Origin of the sequence: Erysipelatoclostridium sp. DFI.2.3 (genome assembly GCF_019132535.1) — a bacterium.
In the GTDB taxonomy this organism is placed as follows: Bacteria; Bacillota_I; Bacilli_A; order Erysipelotrichales; family Erysipelotrichaceae; genus Clostridium_AQ; species Clostridium_AQ innocuum.
This window is the reverse complement of the sequence record NZ_JAHOOJ010000016.1, coordinates 12,584-34,133: the sequence shown is the minus strand read 5'-3', so window position 1 is coordinate 34,133 and position 21,550 is coordinate 12,584. Positions and strand designations below refer to the sequence as shown.

Below are 21,550 nucleotides of genomic sequence, written 5' to 3'. Positions count from 1 at the left end.
AGCCGTATTAAGGATGGATATTATGATACGAGATAAGAAACAGATCCAGGAAGCGATGAAGCCCATACGGGCATTCATTCTGGATATGGATGGAACAATTTATTTAGGGAATGCATTGTTCCCCTATACCCGCAGCTTTCTGGATACGGTAAAACAAAGCGGGAGAGCATATTATTTCTTTACAAACAACTCCTCAAAGGACGTTAAGACATATATCGATAAGCTGCATAGCATGGGCATTGATATCGAACAGCGGCAGATGATGATTTCCACCCATGTCATCCTGCGCTGGCTGAAGGAGCATCATGCGGGAAAACGCGTGTATGTGGTGGGGACACCTGCCCTGCAGGCAGAGTTTCAACATCATGGCTGGCAGCTGGATGAGGAGCATCCGGATATCGTTGTTCTGGGCTTTGATACGACACTGACCTACGATAAGCTGTCAAAGGCCTGTCATTTCATCCGGGAGGGAGCCGCATACTACGGCATCAATCCCGATCTCAACTGTCCCATGGAAAACGATACCTTTATCCCGGACTGCGGAAGCATGGCAAGGCTGATCGAAGCAAGTACCGGTCGATATCCGGAATTCTTCGGAAAGCCGAGTCCGAAAACACTGGAATACATCATTAAGGAAACCGGTCTTGACGCAAACCAGATTGCCATTATCGGGGATCGTCTGTATACGGATATCGCCGTAGCGGATCACAGTGCGGTTACCAGCATTCTGGTGATGAGCGGAGAAACGAAGGAAGCGGATATCGAAAAGAGCGAGGTAACGCCGGATATCGTGATCGAGGATATCGGAGAACTCGCAAAGCTGCTGTAGGAAACCGCATGCGTCATATGGCTTTCTATCAAAGGAATGCGTTCCATAAAAACAAGGAAGGAATCCTCTTGCACAGACAGGGGATTCTTTTGCATTCTTCCGTTACATACAGATGCACATTCAATTCCTATTCACCGATCTGTCTTGCATATAAACAGCAAAGAAAAGGGGAAAGAAGTCAAATTAATTGTATGACAATGATTTCATAAATCATGATTGCCCGCTATGAACCCATGCATTGATCTGCGATTTCTCAGTGAACAAAACCGCATTTGCTTTTAAAGTCCATCAGAAGATGTTTCTATTTATCAAAGGTTGGAGTATACTGATGGTAGATGGTGAAACGAGGGATTACATGAAAAAGAAAATGAAATGGCGAAAGCTGGCACTAGCCCTGGCTCTGGCAGTGTCCTGTATGCCGCAGAGCATGAAGGCACAGGAGGTTGTTGAGCAGAAGAAAGCCCTGCCTTTTGAGATTACGAATATCGGTGTATCATCCAACACGGTGAAAGCAAAAGAGGCTGTTACGTACACAATAGATGTACAAAGTGAAAAACCGATGAGCTCCAGAATAACAATACATCTGACTGCCCCGATTACAAAAAAGGAAAAAGGGGTAACTATGAAATATGACGGAAACGGACGATACACAGGCATATTTCAAACGTCTGAGGATGAGGAAGACGGCATATGGAGGGTTGATCGTATCGATGCAGGCCTGGAAAATGGAGACAGAATTTTGGTATATAATACCGTTGACCTGCCAAGCTATGCGATATATGCATATGACTTTTCCCCTCTGGATGTAACGGTTACAGATTCAACAGGCGCCGATATTACAAGGCCGGAGCTGCACGGAATTTCCGTTTTGACAAAAGAAGTCTATCCTGGTTCCGCAATTAAATATCAGTTTGATGCAAGTGATGATATGAGTGGAATCAAAAGAATTTCAATCACCCTGCATTCTCCCAGGGGTAAGGCGTTGAGGAAAAACGTGGAATATTCGCAGGATCAAACGGTATATGAATTGACAATTCCTACAGACAGCGATCTGTAGGAAGGAAACTGGACCATTTATTCAGTAGCTCTGTGGGATTACAAAATGAATTTTGTGAACTATATCAATCAGCCTTTACTTTCATCTTCCTATGAGAATATGCGCTATTTGGATATGTCTGCACAGGGATTTCAGGTAGTGCCTGATCCGGATGTCGCCCAGGGACTGAGCAATGTATTTTATATTACGGATTCTAAAACAGTAAATGATTATGTTTACGATGGGGATTTGTATGTCGGGGAAAATGCTTTTCTTACAATGAAAAATGTGCATGTGACAGGGAATGTCTATGTACTGGGTGTATTGCGTTCCCAAGGTATTCAGGTTGATGGAACCGTGTTCTGCAAAATGAGTACGACAGGCTATAACAACACACAGGGTACGTTTATGTGGTCAGGAACAAATAGTATTCACAGTGTTCAGGCAACCAACCGGCCGGTAGCGGTGGTTCCGGTTCGCATTGATCAGACGCTCACGGCTTCCCGTAACGGGGATGTGGCGCTTAAGGGTGTGTCCCTGCCGTACATCACGATTGCGGTGGAGGGAAAAGAAATGCAAACCGATTATCGAGGGCGTTTTGACGCCGGTATTGTGAACATCGGAGAAAAGGATACCGTAAATATCACATGGAAGCTCCCGTTTGGGATGCCGGCAGAAAACGATATTGCAGTAGAACGGGAAACTCCTGTATCACTGCATATGCTTACGCCTCCCGATAAACTGGAGTATATAACCGGAGAGAAAGTATCGTTGAAGGGAATGCGCATAGAGGCTGTATATGCGGACGGCTCTAAGAGGGAAAACACGGCATACAGGGTGGAGAATACCGCTTTGACTGCCGGAAATCATTCGATCACTGTCAGCTATCATGGCGCAAAAACATCGTTTCAAGTAACCGTGAAGGATATTCCGGTTACTTCCCTGAAGCTGAATAAGCAAAGTGCAACCCTGCATCCGGATGAATCGGTAGCCCTGCAGGCAGATATACAGCCTGCAAATGCAACGGACAAATCCATTGCATGGAAATCAAGCAACTCTGCAGTTGCCTCTGTGGATGAAAAAGGCAGGGTTACCGCCCTGAAGAGTGGAACTGCAGTGATTTCAGCTGTTATGAAGAACGGCATACGTGCCGAGTGTAGGATTACAGTGAAAATCGCTGTTGATCATATACAATTAGACAGCACGGCTCATGCGGTATTTGTTACAAATACAGGAGATGTAAAGGCAACGGTGTATCCACAGGATGCGACCAATCAGAAGGTGATCTGGCACAGTTCAAACACCAGTGTTGTGACCGTGGATCAAAACGGCCATTATAAGACTCTGAAACCGGGGTTTGCCTACATCTATGCAACGTCGGATGATAATGAGAATATCAGAACGTTTTGCGAAATCAATGTAAATGTTCCTCCGGTGGAGGTGAATATTCAGGAATCATCGTTGAATTTGAAAAGAGGGCAGTCCTATCAGCTGAACTATACAGCCTACAGTCCTACAGGCGTAGATGTCGCTTTCAAGTGGGAAAGCGTCGATCCGAAGATCGCTTCTGTGAATCAAAAGGGAGTCATAACAGCACTCAGGGAAGGCGTAATATCCATCACGCTGAACTCATCGTATAACAACGGCGGTGATATGGTTCTTGTGACGGTCACCAACCCGGTCAGCGCATTGAAAATGAATAAGGCATCCGCGAATATGACCAAGGGCAGCTATCTGCAGCTGTCGGCGTCCATATCTCCATCGGATGCATCGAACAAAGGTCTTACCTGGACATCCAGCAACAAGAATATCCTTACGGTCAGCAGCAGTGGAAAGGTTTATGCGAAGGGCTTTGGAACAGCTACGATCACTGTACAGGCAAAGGATGGCAGCAAGGTAAAAGCAGCAAGCAGAATTTTCAGCGGCTATGGTATCAGCTATGTGCTCAATGGCGGAAGCAATCATAATTTCAATGTCAGCGTGTATTACAATCAGGCAGTCAAGCTGTACAATCCTACCCGCAGCGGATACAGCTTTAAGGGCTGGTACTCCGACAGCAAATATAAGACGAGAGTAACGTCCTATAAAAAAGGAACCAAGGGAAACAAGAAGCTGTATGCGAAGTGGAGCAAGAACACCTACCGCATCACCTATAAGCTGAATGGCGGGAAAAATACGAAGTCCAATCCATCCACCTATTCTGTGACTTCTTCCATTTCCTTGAAGAACCCAAGCCGTAAGGGGTATTCCTTCAAGGGCTGGTACAGCGACAGTAAATATAAGAACAAGGTAACCAGCATCAAGAAAAGAACCGGAAATCTGACACTGTATGCGAAGTGGAGCGCCACTTCCTACCGCATCACCTATAAGCTGAACGGTGGTAAAAATACAAAGTCCAATCCATCCACTTATGCTGTGACTTCCTCCATTTCCTTGAAAAATCCAAGCTGTAAGGGCTATTCCTTTAAGGGCTGGTACAGTGACAGCCGCTATCGGACACGGATCAAGACAATCAAAAAAGGAACAACCGGAAACAAAACACTGTATGCGAAATGGAGCAAAAACAGCTACCGTATCACGTATAAGCTGAATGGCGGGAAGAATACGAAATCCAATCCTGCCAAATACTCGATCACATCCTCTGTGAAGCTAAAAAACCCAAGCAGAAAAGGGTATCGATTCACAGGCTGGTATACGGATGCTGCCTGTAAAAAGAAGGTAACCGCTATTAAAAAGGGAACTACTGGTAATAAAACCTTTTATGCAGGGTGGAGAAAATAGGCGATTCATGCAAAAGCAAGTACAAAAGCTGCTTGAAAATTAAGCTGTTCATGCTCTCTTTATGAAAAATAAGGGAATTCAAAGCTATTGTGTTTAACAATAGAAATTCGGATTCCCTTTTTATAATGTGAAACGCCAGAAAAAACATACAGCGTGCTTACCTTTGTTTCAGCAACCTCTGAAAAATTACGAAAATCAGCTTATATGTAGACAGCGATATAGCTATAAGAATTCAAAAACCGGCGAAGCTACTATAAAGGAATATAGTTTTGCTATTCATAGAAATTTATATCCTTTCGCTTTTTTAATGCAAGTGTATGATCAAAGAGTATGATTCGTAGCGCAAACTCAGAATCTAAGAAAAGCTCTGTTGTATAAGCTCATCCATAGAGAGAAACCTGCAGATTTTGCTTTCCCCGTAACCGGATACCACGCATCCAAAGAACTTGAAAGCAAATATAAAAAAAAACGGCTTTGCCTTATTGATAAGGTTAGAGTCCGTTTCACGTTTATTCATGGTGGAGGCTGAGGGACTCGAACCCCCGACCCTCTGCTTGTAAGGCAGACGCTCTCCCAACTGAGCTAAGCCTCCATCAACGTTAACTATAATACCATGAATGATTTTAAATTGCAATTACTTTTTTTGTGAAATCATAATATTTGTATTTATTTGTTACTGGCTACAGTCTATATGAATAGTATAAACCTGATTCAAAGAAGCAATTTGTAATGAAAACATGCATTTTTCTGTTTCATGCTCTTTACACGGAGGTCCTATACCATTTTTTTCTTTTTGATGATAGCGGATCCAGACTGAGGTTCAATACAGTGCTCTCCCTAGGGGGAATCCCTGTCACTCGTTTAATAACGGTGTTACAGATAAACGCAGCATCTTCATCCTCCGAACCAAGAGCAAACTTAAAAAATATCGTTATCATATGTTAGCCGTTCCTGCACCTCCACGTTTATTTCTTTGTTTCCGATTACATCTTTTGTAAGCATAGGTATCACTTCCTATGCAGTCCTATGCTTTACACTATTACATACGTGGAAAAAGGATGAAACTCCTAAAAAAGAAACATTTTTATATTAAATGATTTTTGTGCTTACTAGTGTTTTTATCGTGAATGAAAGAATATCTGCTTAATCCTTTTATTAGCTGCTATCTGGTTTCAGTCATTTATGAGCTGTGAAAATCAAAGCTGGAGATGTTCACGCACAAAAGCAAACACCTCCAGATAAAGCCACTGTAAGGTACGATGAAAAATAGGTCATAAGAAAAACAAATGTTAAGCATTTAGACAAAAATCAGAAATTGTATAGAGAACCTGCTTCAAAGCCGCATATAAATTATTGACGAATCGTCATTTTTGCAATATCCTTTTCATCGGTTAGAAAAAAATGACGAATCGTCATTCAGCGAAAACGGGAGAGAAGCATATGAAGAACAAGGTACTATTGAACAAGAGTGAGAAAAAGAAACGGATTGAAGAAGCCGCACTTGCATTGTTTTCCTGCAATGAGGTGCATCAGATTTCCATTGATCAGATCGCCCAAAAAGCGAGAGTTGCCAAGGGTACGTTCTACCTTTACTTTCATGACAAGGTGCAGCTGATCAATCATCTCATCGTAAAGGAAAGCTCCTCGATCATTAACGACGCACTCCTTGAAGCCAAGCGGCAAAGAATTGATGATAAAATTGACGAACTGATTTTTCTGATCGACCATGTCATCGCCTATTTCTGCAGACATCCGGAGGTTATCAAGCTTATTCAGAAAAACCTGTCCTGGAATCTTGTTGGCGGAAAGCTGAAGGAGGATGACAATTATGAGGTGGCAGTGCATATGAACAGCTACTGTGACTTTCTGGTAACACTCGGGTATACCCGAAGTGAAGCCTATCAGCTGCTGTTTATGATTTTAGAGCTTGTTTCTACCCTGTGCTATACTGCAATCGTGCTGCATCAGCCGGACGATATCGAACAGCTGAAGCCAATGCTGTTTACTACGATTCGCAAAATGATCGAACGATCATAAACAAGATTGGAGATGAAATGTATGAAGAAGCTTTCTGATTTTATTGTAAAGAAAAGAAATCTGATTCTGCTTGTTGCCGTACTGCTGCTGATACCCAGTGTTATCGGATATGCGCGTACGAAAGTAAATTATGACCTGCTGAGCTATCTGCCGCAGGATGCCGAGTCCATGATCGGACAGAAGTCACTGAGTGATGACTTCAATCTGGCGAGCACCGGTATGCTGGTCGTTGAGAATATGCCGGATAAGAATGTATCGGAATTAAAAAAGGAGGTCAAGGCGATTGACGGCGTTAAGGATGTCCTGTGGAGAGATGATGTTCTGGATATCAGCATTCCCAAGGAGATACTGCCAAAGGATGTTCGTGAGATGCTGTATTCTGATAAGGGAACACTGATGGTAATCACATTTCAGGAGGAAACCTCATCCCAGCGTACGATGGATGCCATTAAAACCATCAAGGGCTATGCCGATCGTGAATGCTATCTGGGCGGCTTTTCCGCCATCACTGAGGATACCAAGGATTTGATGAACGAGGAAACTCCGCTGTATGCCGTAACTGCCATCATCCTGTGTATGATTGTATTGTTTATGGGGCTGGAGTCCTCCATAGCACCGTTTGTCTTCGTTTTGGGAATCGTTTTCCCAATCGTCTACAACTTCGGAACCAATGTCTTTCTGGGACAGATATCCTATATCACCAAGGCACTGGCTCTGGTCCTGCAGCTGGGTGTCACGATGGATTACTCCATCTTCCTGCTGCACCGCTATCAGGAGGAAAAAAAGAAAAGCAGTGATCGTGATGAAGCCATGTCAAATGCGATACAGGCTACCTTCACCTCCATCACCAGCTCTTCTATAACGACTGTCGCTGGATTTCTGGCATTATGCGCAATGCAGCTGACCCTGGGCAGGGATATCGGTATCGTTATGGCAAAGGGTGTTGTATTCGGCGTATTATCGACTATCATCATCCTGCCCGCGCTGCTGATGCTGTTCGATAAATATATTGAGAAATGGAAGCACCCGATCCTTTTAAAGGAACCGAAAAAGCTTCCGGGCTTTCTGACAAGACATTATAAAACAATTCTGGTGGTCTTTGTCGTTATCTTCATTCCGATGATTTATGCACAGGCACATACCAATGTCTATTACGATCTGAATGCGACAATGCCTGAGGATTTTCCAAGTGTCATCGGTACGAATAAGCTGAAGGACCAGTTCCATATGACGACGACGCATTTCCTACTGGTGGACGAGAAGCTGGAAAATTATGAAATCAAGGAAATCTGTGATTCTGTGGAGGAACTACCGGGAGTTTATTCCGTCGTTTCCTATGAGAGTCTGATTGGCGGCGGTATTCCGAATGAGCTAGAGCCTGCAGCAGTGAAAAACATCCTGCAGAATGGCGGCAGAAAGATGATCCTGGTCAACAGCACCTATCGTTCCGCAACGGATGAAGAGGATGAACAGCTGAATAAGATAGATACGATACTGCATAAATACGATAAGCATGCGGTGATTGCCGGGGAAGGCTCATTGACCCGTGATTTGATTACTACGACGGATATTGATTTTAAAATGGTGAATATCTTATCTGTTGCCGCGATTTTTCTGATTATCGCTATCACCTTCAAATCGCTTGCACTACCGGTTATACTGGTAGCTTCCATCGAATTTGCAATCTGTATCAATATGGGGATTCCATTCTTCACCGGGACAACGCTTCCATTTATCGCCAGCATTGTCATCGGTACAATTCAGCTGGGAGCGACGGTGGATTATGCCATCCTGATGACAACACGCTATAAGGAAGAACTCAGCAACGGCAGTACGGTTATAGAGGCCGCGAGGGAAGCGGCAGCAAAATCTGCACCGAGTATTATCACATCCGGACTGTCCTTCTTCGCCGCATGTATCGGTGTATCCTTTATTTCCAAAATGGATTTAATCAAGAGTCTGTGTACACTAATCTCCCGCGGGGCAGTGATTTCCATGCTTTCTATTCTGCTGGTACTGCCAGCTATGCTGATTATATTCCATAAGCTGATAGAGAAAACAACCAAGGGCTGGCCAAAAGCCAATCTGAAATAAGGAGGGTATTCATATGAAGAAAAATGTGAAAGCAGTAACGTGTGCGGCATTGAGTATGCTGCTGGTTAATTCCGGCATGGTGCTGTATGCAAAGGATGATGAAACGGTAAAGGATGAAACGGTTTACGCCATGCTGAACAGTGATGGCAGTGTCGATCAGGAAATTGTAAGCAGCTGGCTGCACAACGATAACGGTATTCGTAATATAAAGGAACAGCTGGACCTCAGCAATGTCAAGAATGTGAAAAGTGACGAAAAGCCAGAGGTTTCCGGAAAGACCTATACCTGGAATGCAGATTCCAATGATATTTATTATGAAGGAACGAGCACCAAAACTCTACCGGTACAGGTAAGGGTGACTTATAAGCTGGATGGTAAGGAAATCAGTGGAAAGGACCTGATCGGAAAAAGCGGTAAGCTGGAAATTCATATTTCACTGAAAAATACGCAGAGTAAAACAGTGAATGTGAATGGCAGACAGACACGCATTCATCCATTTTATATGGGCGCAGGTGTACTTGATCTTTCCACCGATCATTTTTCAAATGTGAAGTGTGAAAACGGTAAGGTGCTTTCCGAGGGCAACAATACCATGGTCGCTTTCATCAGTGTTCCCGGATTGCAGGATACGCTGGAAAGCTGCGGTGTAACCGGCGCAAAGGAACTGCCGATGCAGGATGATATCACCATTACCTGTGAAGCAAAGGATTTTGAGCTTGGTCCGATTATGTTTGCAATGACACCGGAGGTGCCGGTGGATAAGCTGAAGGATATCAATTCCATGGATGATCTCACGAAGGGGCTGGATGAGCTGACCAATGCAAGTGCACAGCTATTGAATGGGACTTCACAGCTTTCTGAGGGTACAGCAACCTTCCAAGGTAAAATGCAGGAGCTGGTAAATGGTGTGCCGACACTGACGAACGGTGTATCTGCATTAAAGAATGGTACGCAGGAGCTGGTGAGCGGCTCAACCAGGCTGTACAGCGGATTGCAGAATTTGCATACCGGAATGAATCAGGCGAAGAAGGGAACTGCCAAGCTGAATAAAGCAACAGACGGTTTGGGTACACTGGTAAGCGGTGTTGATGAGATCAATACGAATATGCAGGCACTTGCAAAGGGCTTGCAGGATGGAAGCAATGAGCTGAATGCATCCCTGAGTGATGAAATGCTGAAAAATTTAACAGATGGTTTAGGAAATGTATCTGCTTTACAGGAGATGTTTGAAAAGGATCAGCAACATGTGGCGCAGGCTGCCGCTGATCTGGAGGCTGCACTCACAAGCACAGATGTTGATAACGCAGCAGGAAAACTGGGAGAAACTGCAGAATATCTAAAGAAAAAAGCTTTTAATGATAAAGGAGAGGTTGTGGATGCAGAGGCAGCGCAGGCTCTGAAAAGCCTTAAAAGTGCGGATGACTACTTATTAAATTATAAAACGCAGGCTACAGCTTCTGCGGTCAATCTGCAAAAACAGCTGACCCAGCTGCAGACAGATTCAGCAAATCTGAAAAATCTATCCGACATGGCAGACTCTGCTGCTGAAATGCTGCCGAAGCTAAGCAGTTTCAAAGCAAGTCTGAATACTGCATCACAGGGAGCACAGCAGCTTGCCCGGGGTACGCAGCAGCTCAGTGAAAAATCCTCCTCTCTCTTAGAACTGAAAAAGGGAATTTCCACACTGGACTCCAGTATGACAACGGCAGTCGGTGGCAGTAGCGAGCTTTATAAGGGCAGTCAGGCTCTGGTATCCGGATTACAGCGTGTTGACCAGGGGGCAGGTGCTCTGCAAAGCGGTTCTGCGACTATCGGTAACGGTGCACAGCAGCTATATGATGCATCAACTCTGTTAAAGGATAAAACAGGGGAACTGCATGCAGGCATGAGCAAATTCAAAACAACCGGTATTGATGAAATGCAGAAGCAGGTTTCCCTGTCACTGGATGATGTCACACAGCTTCTTGCTATTAAGGATGAAATTGTAAAGGAAGCAGAGCAGGAGCACACCTTCAGCGGTGCACCGAAAAACAGTGAAAGCAAGGTCAAATATATTTATAAAACAGAAGAGCTGCAAAAGGAAAAAAAGACAGACACACAGGAAACAAAGAAAACAAAGGAAGAAACAAAGGATGATTTCTTTGATAAGATTTCAAATTTCTTCTCAAAGATGTTTTAAATACAGAGGGGCAGAGAAAAGCTGCCTCTTTTTTCACACAGAAACTTATTGTAGAAACCAGGTGTGTACAGTATAATGGGTACAGTTGCATTCACAGGAGGATACATGAAGGTCATAGAACACAAACACGTGATACCGATTATACGAAATACATTAAATGCACTGGATGCGCGGCTGGTGGATCATGGCTACCGTGTGGCTTTTTTGATGGAACAGACTCTGTGTCATGCAGGCCTCTTTAAAGGAAAGGAATTGCGGGATATTGTCATGACCTGCTTTCTTCATGATATCGGTGCTTATAAGACAGAGGAAATCGAGCAGCTAATCCAGTTTGAAACATGGGATATCTACCAGCATTCCGTATACGGCTATCTTTTCCTGAAAAATCTGTCCCCGCTCGGCCCGTATGCGGATATCATTCTATATCATCACATATATTACAGAAAGCTCAGAGATCATGATATTCCCTACCTTCTTGTGTCACAGCTTCTCAGCCTCTGTGATCGCCTGGATGTCTATCAGCTTGAGAAACCGCTTCAAAATGTGGAAGCCTTCCTTCGCCAGTTCGAGGAGGATTATTTCAGTAAGGAGGCGATTGATCTGTTCCTTTCCGCAGATGCACAATGCCACATGCTGGATCAGCTTTATGTGCAGCATCAGGAGGTAAAGGTAGCGGTCTTCGATGAAATACCGTTTACGGAATCAGAAGGAAAGGCATATCTGCATATGCTCAGCTATGCAATAGATTTCCGCAGTGAATATATGGTAGCACATACCATTACAACGACAAGTGTTTCCACAACACTTGCGGCGCTATGTGATTATCATCCGACAGAAATAGAAAAGGTGTATTACGGAGCCCTGCTGCATGATATCGGTAAGGTTGCCATACCGGTGACGATCCTCGACTTCCCGGGCAGACTCAGTCCGCAGGACATGGCAGTTATGCAGTCACATGTGACATATTCCATGAAAATTCTGCATGGTGTTGTCGATGAGGAAATCGAGCATATCGCTGTCCGTCATCATGAAAAGCTGAACGGCAAAGGCTATCCTCTGGGGCTGAAGGAGGAAGCTTTAACGACATCCGAACGCATTGTAGCAATTGCGGATATCATCAGCGCTCTCATAGGAAAGCGCAGCTATAAGGAAGCATATGACTTGGAGAAAATCAAAGAAATTTTACAGGAAATGGCTGAAGGGCAGTATCTGGATGATAGAATCGTACAGATTGCCTGTGACAATCTTCCTCACATCCTGCAGACGGTGAAGCGCGATTGTACACCGGTAATCGCAATGTACCAGGAAATACGTCGTGATTATGAGCATAGGATAGCACAGCTTGACAGGTAAGCAGTACATAAATGTGACTGCATAGTTCAATAATTACAGCCACACAGAGCTGCTGCATATGGCTATGCCAGGAAGAAATGCGGAAATTAAGCAAATAATCTTATAAAAATTTCTTTTTGATTCTGTACATAAGGAAGAAAAGATGGTATAATAATCGCGGTCTCAGGGAAACGGTTCGTGAGAAAGCTATTTCCTTATTCTGCCGGAGTGGCTCAATGGTAGAGCAACGCACTCGTAACGCGTAGGTTGGGTGTTCGATTCACCTCTCCGGCACCATATGATATATTCAGGTTGTGTTCATTTCGCCGTATGGCAAAGGCCTTAGGAAAGGGTCTGAAATGCATGACCTTTTTTTCTTGTATTTTGTATGTCCTCGTGCTGTGGAAGAGGCTTTTTCTAAAGCGTTGTATATGTCGAAGGGATACGCTAAAACAAGAATAGATAAAGAGGATAGTTCCTTTTGAATATCATCAGCAACAAGAAAAAAAGAATCAAAGCATCATTAAAGCGATGTACTTGATTCCTTTTAGCTTTCATGGGTAAAAGCTCTACCCATCTTTGGTGAAACGAAACCGGAAGACTATTCTTTTTTTTGCTTGTGAAAGATACCCTGTGCTTATTCTCTAACATTGATAGAAGGGAAACCTGTATGTTTTTCTATGAGAAGAGGCAGCATGCATGTAAATATTCAATAAAAGCCTTTGGCTGATGAAACTCCTGAGGTATCGGGATAGGGAATTGTTGCTTACAGGTGCGAGCACAGCTCATAGGCATCCCAGATGCCCTCCATGATATCCTTTGGATGCGAGCTGTCACCGATATTATAAATATCCTTTGCCTTCAACAAAATCTGATCATACAGAGAACGATTGCTGCGATAGCCAAGGGCAAGGATCGTGCAGTCACTTGCTAGCTCCTGTATAGCGCCCTGTGTCTCAACCACGATTTCATGCTCGCGGATTTCCTGCAGCTTTGTCTGTAAGCGGATTTCAACCTGATGGTGCTCCAGTAATTCCAGTATCATCTGCTTGTTCATATCGGCAGGAGCTCCGGTAGACATCAACGTATCCGCCATTTCAATGATGCGCACGCTTTTTCCATGCTGGGAGAGCCAGATGGCCAGCTCACAGCCAACAAGACCACCGCCGATAATCGTAGCTTCCTTCTTCGCGGTTACCGCTCCCTTTAATACATCGACAGCAGTTACGCCATATTCAATTCCCTTGATTGGCGGCAGGAAAGCGTGGCTTCCGGTGGCACAGATTACGACATCTGCGGCTTCGATTCGTGGATCCTGCGCCTGTATGTCACTATTCAGCTCAACCTGTACCTTCAGACGCTCCATCTGATGCTCATACCAGGAAATCAGCAGCTTTCCATCATCCTTGAATTCCGGAACACTTGCCCAGCGATACATGCCACCGAGCTGCTTTTCTTTTTCTACGAGTGTTACCGTGTGTCCGCGTAGTGCCAGAATTCTTGCGGCCTCCATACCGGCAGGACCTCCACCGATGACAAGACAGCTTTTCGTATGCTCTGCCTTACAGAAGGCAGCCTCTTTTTCACGGTTGCATTGCGGATTGACGGCACAGGACATCAGACGCATCGAGTGTGCCCGGTTAAAGCAGCCATCATGACAGGACAGACATGGGCGGATATCCTGAATATTGCCCTGGCGCATTTTATTAACAAATTCCGGATCCGCAAGCAGTGGTCTTCCCAATACCACCATGTCGCACTTTCCTTCCTGCAATGCCTCGGCGGCAAGCTGCGGATAGCCCATGCGCCCGGCTGTCAGCACCGGTACCTTTACAACCTTCTTTACCTTTTCGGCAAATGGCAGATACAGGCCGCGATCCTGAAAGAATGGCGGATGTGCCCAGTACCATGCATCATAGCTTCCGGCATCCACATTCAAAGCATCATATCCGGCCTCGGTCAGTATTTTGGCGAATTGCAGGCCTTCCTCAATATCTCTTCCCAGCTCCGGATAGGATTCACCAGGCAGGATGCCATGGCGCTCCGCACGGATAAAGCTCTTGAGTGAGAATCTCAATATCACAGGAAAATCCTTGCCGCATGCCTGTTTAACAGCCTGTAATATGGCGAGTGGAAACCGCAGTCGTCCCATTAGATCGCCGCCGAACTCATCCTCACGCTGATTGAAATATTCCATTGTGAAATTATCCAGCAAATAACCCTCATGAACTGCATGCACCTCAATACCATCTGCACCTCCCATCTTTGCCAGCATGGCGCAGGTCGCAAAATCCTTGATCAGCTCATAGATTTCCTCTGTAGTCAATGCACGATGCTGAATGGAAGGATCCCAGCGATTCGTGGTAGCGCTCGGTGCAACAAAGGTATTATCCAGAATCATGGCAGGTATGGCAGAGCGTCCCAATCCGGCGGTCAGCTGGACAAACAGCTTGGAATTGTAGGCATGAATATTATCACTCATTTTCTTTAGCTGTGTCATGTAGCTTTGCGGGTCCTCCAGCGGACAGGGAAAGCTTGCCTTGCGGTGCTTTTCGATTCTGTTTTCGATAAAATTGGCACCGGTGATGATCAGACCGGTACCTCCACGGGCCCGTTCTGTAAAGTGATCAATGGATTCCTGCTTATATGCCCAATGGTCATCCAGCTGGCCCATCGCCATCGGAGCCATAGCAAAACGGTTTCGTATCTCCACATTACCGATACGAAGCGGCGTGAATAAAGCTTCATATTCCTTTTTCATGATGTCCCTCCTTTAAGTGAACATGTTCATTTAATTACATGATAGCACTTACATAGAAAAAGTCAAGGGGTGGTTCACATTGTGTTTTTTAAGCGGATACGATACAATGAAGACACAAAGCAGGTGAGTCTATGAAAGAAAAGGAAATGCGGCGGCGGCCGAACCAGACGGAAAAAACAAGAAGAAAAATTGTTGAGGCGATTCATGCGAGTATGAAGGAAGCGGATCTCAGTGATATCACCATTCGAAGCGTATGTAAAAAGGCAGGTGTATCCATCGGCACCTTCTATTTATATTTTTCCTGTAAGGAGGCTGCTTTGCTGTATGGCTATCGTCAGGCGGATGAACAGTTTCTTGCATTACCGCTGGAGGAGGATGCATGGGGCAGCATTCGTAAAATCATGACCTGCTATCTGAAGATGGTCACGCTGGAGGACATGCATGCCGTGCGCCAGATTTATATCTGCCATATCAAATACCACGATACCTATTTCTTTGATGAACAGCGTCCGATTTTTCAGCTGCTGGCGGCAGAGGTTGGAAAGCTGGTTTCAGAGACTGCAGTAAAGGATGTGACATGGGGACTGCTGACGACTGCCCGGGGTCTGATTTATCATGCCTGCTGTTTGAAGGATGAGCAGATAGCATTGGACTGGCATGAGAAGCAGCTGGAGGAGCTTATGGATTACCTTTCCTATCGTGTGCAGAAATTACAAAAAGGAAATACGCGATCGCTGGCTTCATAATCATGTTTAACGTATGGTGGAAAAGGCTATTGCGAATAAGAGGATTCAATATGTTAAATAGCAGCTCTTTTTGATTACAGGCTGTATGGACTAGGTTTGTTTTAAAGGAAATAGTGTTTTATAAATTGTAATTTGTGGAGGTAAGAGCTTGGAACAAAATAGACCAGATTTTAAAGATATAAAATCATTTGAAGAATTTAATAAGTATTATTGGTACAGAGAAGAACTTTCACAAATATGTAAATCTCTCACATTAGAATATAGAGGTACAAAACAGGAACTGAATTACATTATAGAGCAATACTTTAAGGGGAATAGAATTGAAAGGATGTCAGAACATAAAAATAAAAAGCACACCGAAGTAATAACGCTAAATACACCACTACTTGAATGTAACTTTTCATTTAATCAAAAATTTCGAGATTATTTTTCAGTTTTAACTGGAGTTAAGTCGTTTAAATTTACTGCTAATATGGCAACAGCTTGGAGAAAAGTAAAAGGAGAGAACGATATAGAATTTACGATACAAGATATGATTAACATATATTATGGAGAGTTAGATTATGCAAAGTATGATAATTCAGTTTGTCAATGGAACCAGTTTTAAAAGATTTTTGTTTAGATAAACATAGTGATTATTATTCTAACAAATTAAAAGTTGCATCTATTCTTTGGAAAGAAGTTAGAGTATCTAAAAATGAAAAAAATATTCAAGAAAACTTTTAACTGAATATGCTGATAAAATAGAGGGTTATTACAAGTAAATAAATTTCAGTTTGTTAAATTCTCGTGCGATATTGCTTGAAAAAGTTGGTGGAGTTCTTCTTCAATATTCTCTATAATTTGATTATCAAAAAACAAGGAGGATAACACAATGAATTTAGGAAATAGTTTATTTCACGCAAGAAAGAAAAGTGGATTATCACAAGAGGAAGTTGCTGAAAAAATCGGCGTAAGCAGACAAACAATATCAAAATGGGAAACCAATGAAACAGTTCCAGATATTTACCAATCAAAGAAGATGGCGAAACTATATAGAATTTCTTTAGATGAACTTATTGAATTTGATATTGATTTACAAGAAATCGAAGAAATGATTGATAAAAGTGATGAAAAACTAAATGAAAAAGTGAATTGGACAAATGCATGGGGAAAGAAATATCCTATACTTCTTAAATACCAGACAGAAGTGAATACTTCAAATTATGCTTTTCGAATTACAAAAATGTTTGATGAAATTAAGAATGGATATGGATATAGTAAACAAGACGCGATGTTAGTTCTAAAAGATATTTTGTATCAATCATATAAAATCTGGAACAAATAAATAACGATTTATCTTCAGTTATAGATGATTTCCTTGAAAAGAAATGGGTAGCCGGTTTTCAGTATCTTGTGAAGAATTGTCAAAATCGTGTTGTAATCCTTTTCATCAAATACCAACTATGGTAAAATAGGGGCAATGAGGTGAGATAATGAAAGATGTGACATTAGTTGTACTGGCGGCCGGTATGGGCAGCCGTTACGGAGGATTGAAGCAGATTGATCCGATTGGACCAAACGGAGAAATTATTCTGGAAATGTCTGCATTTGATGCAATTCGTGCAGGCTTCAACAAGATTGTTTTTATTATAAAGAAAGCGATTGAAGAAGATTTCAAGAAAGCGATTGGAAATAAGATTGCGGATCATATCAAGGTGGAATACGTATTTCAGGAGATGGATGCGTGTCTGCCTGAGGGGTATGAGATACCTGCTGACCGTGTAAAGCCATGGGGAACGGCCCATGCCATTCTGTGCTGTAAAAACGTAATTCATGAACCGTTCGCCGTGATCAATGCGGATGATTACTATGGTATTGCTTCCTTCCAGAAGCTGCATGACTATCTGGTATCCAATGAGGATGAAACAGCATACAGCATGGTTGGCTTTGTTCTTGGAAACACTCTGACAGATCACGGCAGTGTTGCCCGCGGTGTCTGCAAGGTGGAAGACGGCAAGCTGGCAGGTGTTGATGAACGCACAAGAATTGAAAGACGCGAGGGCAAGGTACAGTATTACGAAAACGATACATGGTATGATGTGGATGCCAATTCTCTTGTTTCCATGAATATGTGGGGCTTTACTCCAAAATTCATGGAGGAAGTGGAAGAACGCTTCCCGACCTTCCTGCAGGAGACGGTGAAGGAAAATCCATTGAAGAGCGAATTTTACATTCCGGTGACAGTGGATACGCTGATCCGTGAAGGAAAAGCTACCGTAACCGTATTATCCAGTGATGACAAATGGTACGGTGTTACCTATCAGGAAGATAAGCCGATGGTAAAGGAAGGAATTCGCAAGCTGATTGAAGCTGGCAAGTATCCGGTACCGCTCTGGAGCAAATAACGAACAAGGGGAGCTTCCCCTTTTCTTTTGCTTACGAGCAAACACACGGAATCTGGAAAGCACGAGCAATGAAGGAAACACTTGATAAGTGATAAATGCCTGTTGTTCTGTGATAGGCTCGAATGCTTCTGCAAAAGAAGCACTCTGATGATGAAGAGCATAGCGAGGTGAACATGCATGCAGCAACAAAATGACTGGTACACGGGGATTGACTATTTTCAATCCTATAAGGAACAGGATATACAGGTGGAGGAACAAAGCCTTGCACAACCGGTGCCGCTCACACGGCATGAACGCGTGGAGCTCTGGTATGTTTTAAAGGGGGATGGCGATATTCTGGTGAACGGGGTTTTGCATACCGTTCAGCAGGATTCCTTTCTCTGTCTGTATGCTCATCATCTGTATGAGGTTTCCTGTGTGCGAAAGCCGCTGCGGGTATTGCGAATCCAGTTTTATATCGGTTTGTTCATGCATGCCATGTGGGAAAAACATCCCAGAGGAAGAAATGCCTCTCTGGTATATGAAACTCCGGCCTGTCTTCGCTGTGCGGATAGCGAGGTACTCCAGCTGTTTCATCGGGCACAGCAGGAATCTTACGGCAATGCCTTTGGTTCCCGCAATATGCTGATGTATATCGTCCTGCAAATTCATATGCTGTTCTGCCGCTATGCATTGCAGGAATCCATGGAGGAGGAACAGTCACCTGTCTGGAAGCTGATCAAGCGCACAATTGTAGCCTCACAGGAGCATACCACACTGCAGGATGCGGCAGCAAAGCTGCAGCTGCATCCACGCTACCTCAATCAGAAGATCAAGGATGCCTGCGGTTACAGCTTTACCCAGCTGCGCTCATTCGGCAAAATCATCAATGCCTGTGCACTGCTTCACTTTGAGGACCTATCCATTTCTTATATTGTGGATCTGCTTTCCTACTCCTCTACTGCTGGCTTTTACCGTCAGTTTCAGGCATGGACAGGAATGTCACCACTGGATTACCAGAAGCACCGGATTCTGGACAATGCTCATTTCTATTGCCGCAAGGATTTGTATTTGCAGATTATGCAATACCTCTATCTGCATTTTTCACAGGACATTACGCTTGAGGATATGGCGAGGGAATGCCATCGGAAAAGCTATGAGCTGGAACAGCTGTTAAAGCAGGAATATCATACGAGCTGGACACAGGAGCTGATGGCTGTTCGTGTGCATCAGGCGGCTGCCTTACTGACGGCGACGAAGCGTACCATCACATCGATTGCCATGGATTGCGGATTTTCATCTCTGGCTGTCTTTGAACGGCACTTTGCAGCCTGCATGGGCTGTACACCGGAACAGTATCGCAAACAGCAATCTGTATAAATGAGAAAAAGACCTTTGAATTTGAATATACGTTTTTCATGTAAGCGTTATAATTTAAGTATCAGGAGGTCTTTTTTATGTTTGAAAAACTATTTGAACCAATCAGAATTCGCGGAATGGAAGTGAAAAACCGCATTGTGCTGCCGGCAATGGGAACGAAAATGGCGGCAGAGGATGGAAACGTGACACAGCAGATCATCGATTATCAGGTAGCGCGGGTAAAGGGCGGCTGCGGTCTGAACTTATCGGAGGTATGTGCTGTCCATGCGCCGAGTGCTCCCCGAAAATTTCTGGCACTGCATAACGATTCCTATATTCCATCACACAAGGCATTCTGTGATGCCATTCATGAGGCAGGCGGGAAGTGCGGTGTGCAGCTGTGGCAGGGAAGTCTTGCCGCAAGCATGGATCCAAAGGCGAGAATCCTGGTGGCCAGTGATTTGCATGTGCACGGGCATACCATACCGGCTGTGGATGTGGAGACGATTGAAGAGGTTGTCGCCTGCTTCGGCGCTGCGGCAAAGCGTGCGGTGAAGGCCGGCTATGACTGTGTGGAATTCCATTGCGGACATAATTATCTGCCGCATTCCTTTTTGTCACCGGCATTCAATCACCGTGAGGATGCCTATGGCGGAACATTTGAAAAGCGCTGTAAATTCCCGCTGGACTGTATCCGCGCCATTCGTCAGAGCATACCGCGGGATATGCCGCTGCTGATGCGCCTGGATGCACAGGATGATTATCTGGAGAATGGCTTGACCATAGAGGATGTCATTGCGTTTTGCAGGCTGGCAAAAGAGGCCGGAGTAGATGTACTGGATATCTCGCGTGGTAATATGATAACAGCGGGGTTGAAATACGAGGTACCGCCGATTGATATACCAAAGGGCTTTAATGTGGATAACTGTGCCAGAATCCGTAGGGAAACCGGAATGCTGTGTATTGCGGTCGGACGTATCAACACACCGCAGCTGGCGGAGGAAATTCTGGAACAGAATAAGGCGGATATGGTTGTCATGGGACGTGCGCAGCTTGCCGATGCCGACTTCTGCGTAAAGGCGAAGGAAGGCAGACTGCAGGAAATCGTATACTGCATTGGCTGTGATCAGGGCTGCTATGACGGATTTACCGATCCCGCTGCTCCATTCATTACCTGTATGCGAAATCCATACCTTGGAAAGGAAGCACAGGATGTACTGGTACCGGCGCAGAAGCCGAAAAGGGTGCTGATCGCAGGTGGCGGTGTTGCCGGTCTGGAGGCAGCCTGCATACTGAAGCAGCGCGGTCATCAGCCTGTTGTATATGAAGCAAGCGACGAGCTGGGCGGTCAGTTTGTGACTGCGGGTAAGGCACCAAGGAAGATGGAAATGAAGGATGCGGCGCTGTCCTATGGAGAAAAGGCGAAGCGTCTTGGCATTTTGATTCATCTCAACACACCGGTAGATGCGTCGCTGATCACAGAGGGCAGCTGGGATGAGGTTATCCTTGCGATCGGAGCAGAGCCGATTCACCTGTCCATTCCGGGGGCAGATCGGGAACATGTATACAATTCCCATGACATATTGAACGGAAAAGCAACCGCATCCGGTCATGTCGCAGTTATCGGCGGTGGTCTGGTCGGTGTGGAAACTGCAGAATATCTGAGTGAACAGGGGACAGCTGTTACCGTTATCGAAATGCTGGACGGCGTCGCGAAGGACCTTGGCGCATTGCGTAAAATCTGTGTTATGGAATCGCTGTACATGCATCATATCGAAACGGTTGTCAACACCTCGGTAAAAGCCGTTGTGGAAAACGGAGTACTGGTGGAAAACGAAGGAGTCGAGCAGGTGATTCCTTGTGACAGTGTCGTTATGGCCGTAGGTGCACGCGCAAGAGATCATGAGGCGCTGACAGAAGCCTGTGAGAAAAAACAGATACCGTATCACATCATAGGAGATGCCAAAAAGGCAAGAAGGGCACTGCAGGCGATTGCGGAAGCACATGAAACTGCACGTTCCCTGTAACAG

At 44.6% G+C, this 21,550-nt stretch carries 13 protein-coding genes, 2 tRNA genes and 1 pseudogene; 14 read left to right on the top strand and 2 right to left on the bottom strand.

Annotated elements, in window-relative coordinates; all coding sequences use genetic code 11:
* Nucleotides 1-22: 22 nt before the first annotated feature.
* The 3 genes from KSZ58_RS15625 (at nt 23) to KSZ58_RS15620 (ending at nt 4,646) form a co-directional block, all read left to right on the top strand.
* Entirely contained in the window at nt 23-829 is an 807-nt protein-coding gene (locus KSZ58_RS15625) for an HAD-IIA family hydrolase (RefSeq protein WP_008819630.1), read from the top strand.
* 355 nt (nt 830-1,184) lie between these two features.
* Entirely contained in the window at nt 1,185-1,886 is a 702-nt protein-coding gene (locus tag KSZ58_RS22805; RefSeq protein WP_224727350.1) for a hypothetical protein, read from the top strand.
* Nucleotides 1,887-1,931: 45 nt separating this feature from the next.
* On the top strand, nt 1,932-4,646 hold the full coding sequence (locus tag KSZ58_RS15620; RefSeq protein ID WP_233104402.1) for an InlB B-repeat-containing protein: 2,715 nt from the start codon (nt 1,932-1,934) through the stop codon (nt 4,644-4,646).
* 516 nt (nt 4,647-5,162) lie between these two features.
* Here the strand turns inward: KSZ58_RS15620 and KSZ58_RS15615 are convergent.
* Nucleotides 5,163-5,238 (bottom strand) — tRNA-Val (locus KSZ58_RS15615).
* An 848-nt stretch (nt 5,239-6,086) separates the two neighbouring features.
* On the opposite strand from KSZ58_RS15615, the gene KSZ58_RS15610 reads away from it, so the two are divergent.
* The 5 genes from KSZ58_RS15610 to KSZ58_RS15590 all read left to right on the top strand — a co-directional run bounded on the left by KSZ58_RS15610 (nt 6,087) and on the right by KSZ58_RS15590 (nt 12,585).
* Nucleotides 6,087-6,683, top strand: coding sequence for a TetR/AcrR family transcriptional regulator (locus KSZ58_RS15610; protein WP_009269626.1), 597 nt, complete (start codon nt 6,087-6,089; stop codon nt 6,681-6,683).
* A 21-nt stretch (nt 6,684-6,704) separates the two neighbouring features.
* Nucleotides 6,705-8,777 carry an RND family transporter gene (locus tag KSZ58_RS15605; RefSeq protein ID WP_021421117.1) on the top strand — a complete coding sequence of 691 codons (2,073 nt, stop codon included), beginning with the start codon at nt 6,705-6,707 and terminating at the stop codon, nt 8,775-8,777.
* Nucleotides 8,778-8,790: 13 nt separating this feature from the next.
* On the top strand, nt 8,791-10,956 hold the full coding sequence (locus tag KSZ58_RS15600) for a hypothetical protein (RefSeq protein ID WP_008819635.1): 2,166 nt from the start codon (nt 8,791-8,793) through the stop codon (nt 10,954-10,956).
* A gap of 105 nt (nt 10,957-11,061) precedes the next feature.
* A complete protein-coding gene (locus tag KSZ58_RS15595; RefSeq protein WP_009269624.1) occupies nt 11,062-12,309 on the top strand; it encodes an HD-GYP domain-containing protein in 1,248 nt (415 codons plus the stop codon).
* Nucleotides 12,310-12,510: 201 nt separating this feature from the next.
* A tRNA-Thr gene (locus KSZ58_RS15590) sits at nt 12,511-12,585 on the top strand.
* Between the two features lie 469 nt (nt 12,586-13,054).
* Here the strand turns inward: KSZ58_RS15590 and KSZ58_RS15585 are convergent.
* Nucleotides 13,055-15,049, bottom strand: coding sequence for an FAD-dependent oxidoreductase (locus KSZ58_RS15585; RefSeq protein WP_009269623.1), 1,995 nt, complete (start codon nt 15,047-15,049; stop codon nt 13,055-13,057).
* Nucleotides 15,050-15,180: 131 nt separating this feature from the next.
* Here KSZ58_RS15585 and KSZ58_RS15580 point away from each other — a divergent pair, with 131 nt between their 5' ends.
* From KSZ58_RS15580 to KSZ58_RS15555, 6 genes and pseudogenes are all read left to right on the top strand, one after another.
* Nucleotides 15,181-15,795 (top strand): TetR/AcrR family transcriptional regulator, encoded by a 615-nt coding sequence (locus KSZ58_RS15580; RefSeq protein ID WP_009269622.1) that lies wholly within the window; start codon nt 15,181-15,183, stop codon nt 15,793-15,795.
* Between the two features lie 148 nt (nt 15,796-15,943).
* A pseudogene (locus KSZ58_RS15575) lies at nt 15,944-16,559 on the top strand (SAP domain-containing protein).
* Between the two features lie 110 nt (nt 16,560-16,669).
* Nucleotides 16,670-17,122: a helix-turn-helix domain-containing protein gene (locus KSZ58_RS15570; protein WP_008819640.1), complete on the top strand. Its 453-nt coding sequence runs from the start codon at nt 16,670-16,672 to the stop codon at nt 17,120-17,122.
* Nucleotides 17,123-17,270: 148 nt separating this feature from the next.
* Nucleotides 17,271-18,182, top strand: coding sequence for a sugar phosphate nucleotidyltransferase (locus KSZ58_RS15565; protein WP_009269621.1), 912 nt, complete (start codon nt 17,271-17,273; stop codon nt 18,180-18,182).
* Between the two features lie 177 nt (nt 18,183-18,359).
* On the top strand, nt 18,360-19,541 hold the full coding sequence (locus tag KSZ58_RS15560) for an AraC family transcriptional regulator (protein ID WP_008819642.1): 1,182 nt from the start codon (nt 18,360-18,362) through the stop codon (nt 19,539-19,541).
* Between the two features lie 77 nt (nt 19,542-19,618).
* Complete coding sequence (locus KSZ58_RS15555; protein ID WP_009269619.1) at nt 19,619-21,547, top strand: NAD(P)/FAD-dependent oxidoreductase; 1,929 nt, start codon at nt 19,619-19,621, stop codon at nt 21,545-21,547.
* The last annotated feature ends 3 nt before the right edge of the window (nt 21,548-21,550 follow it).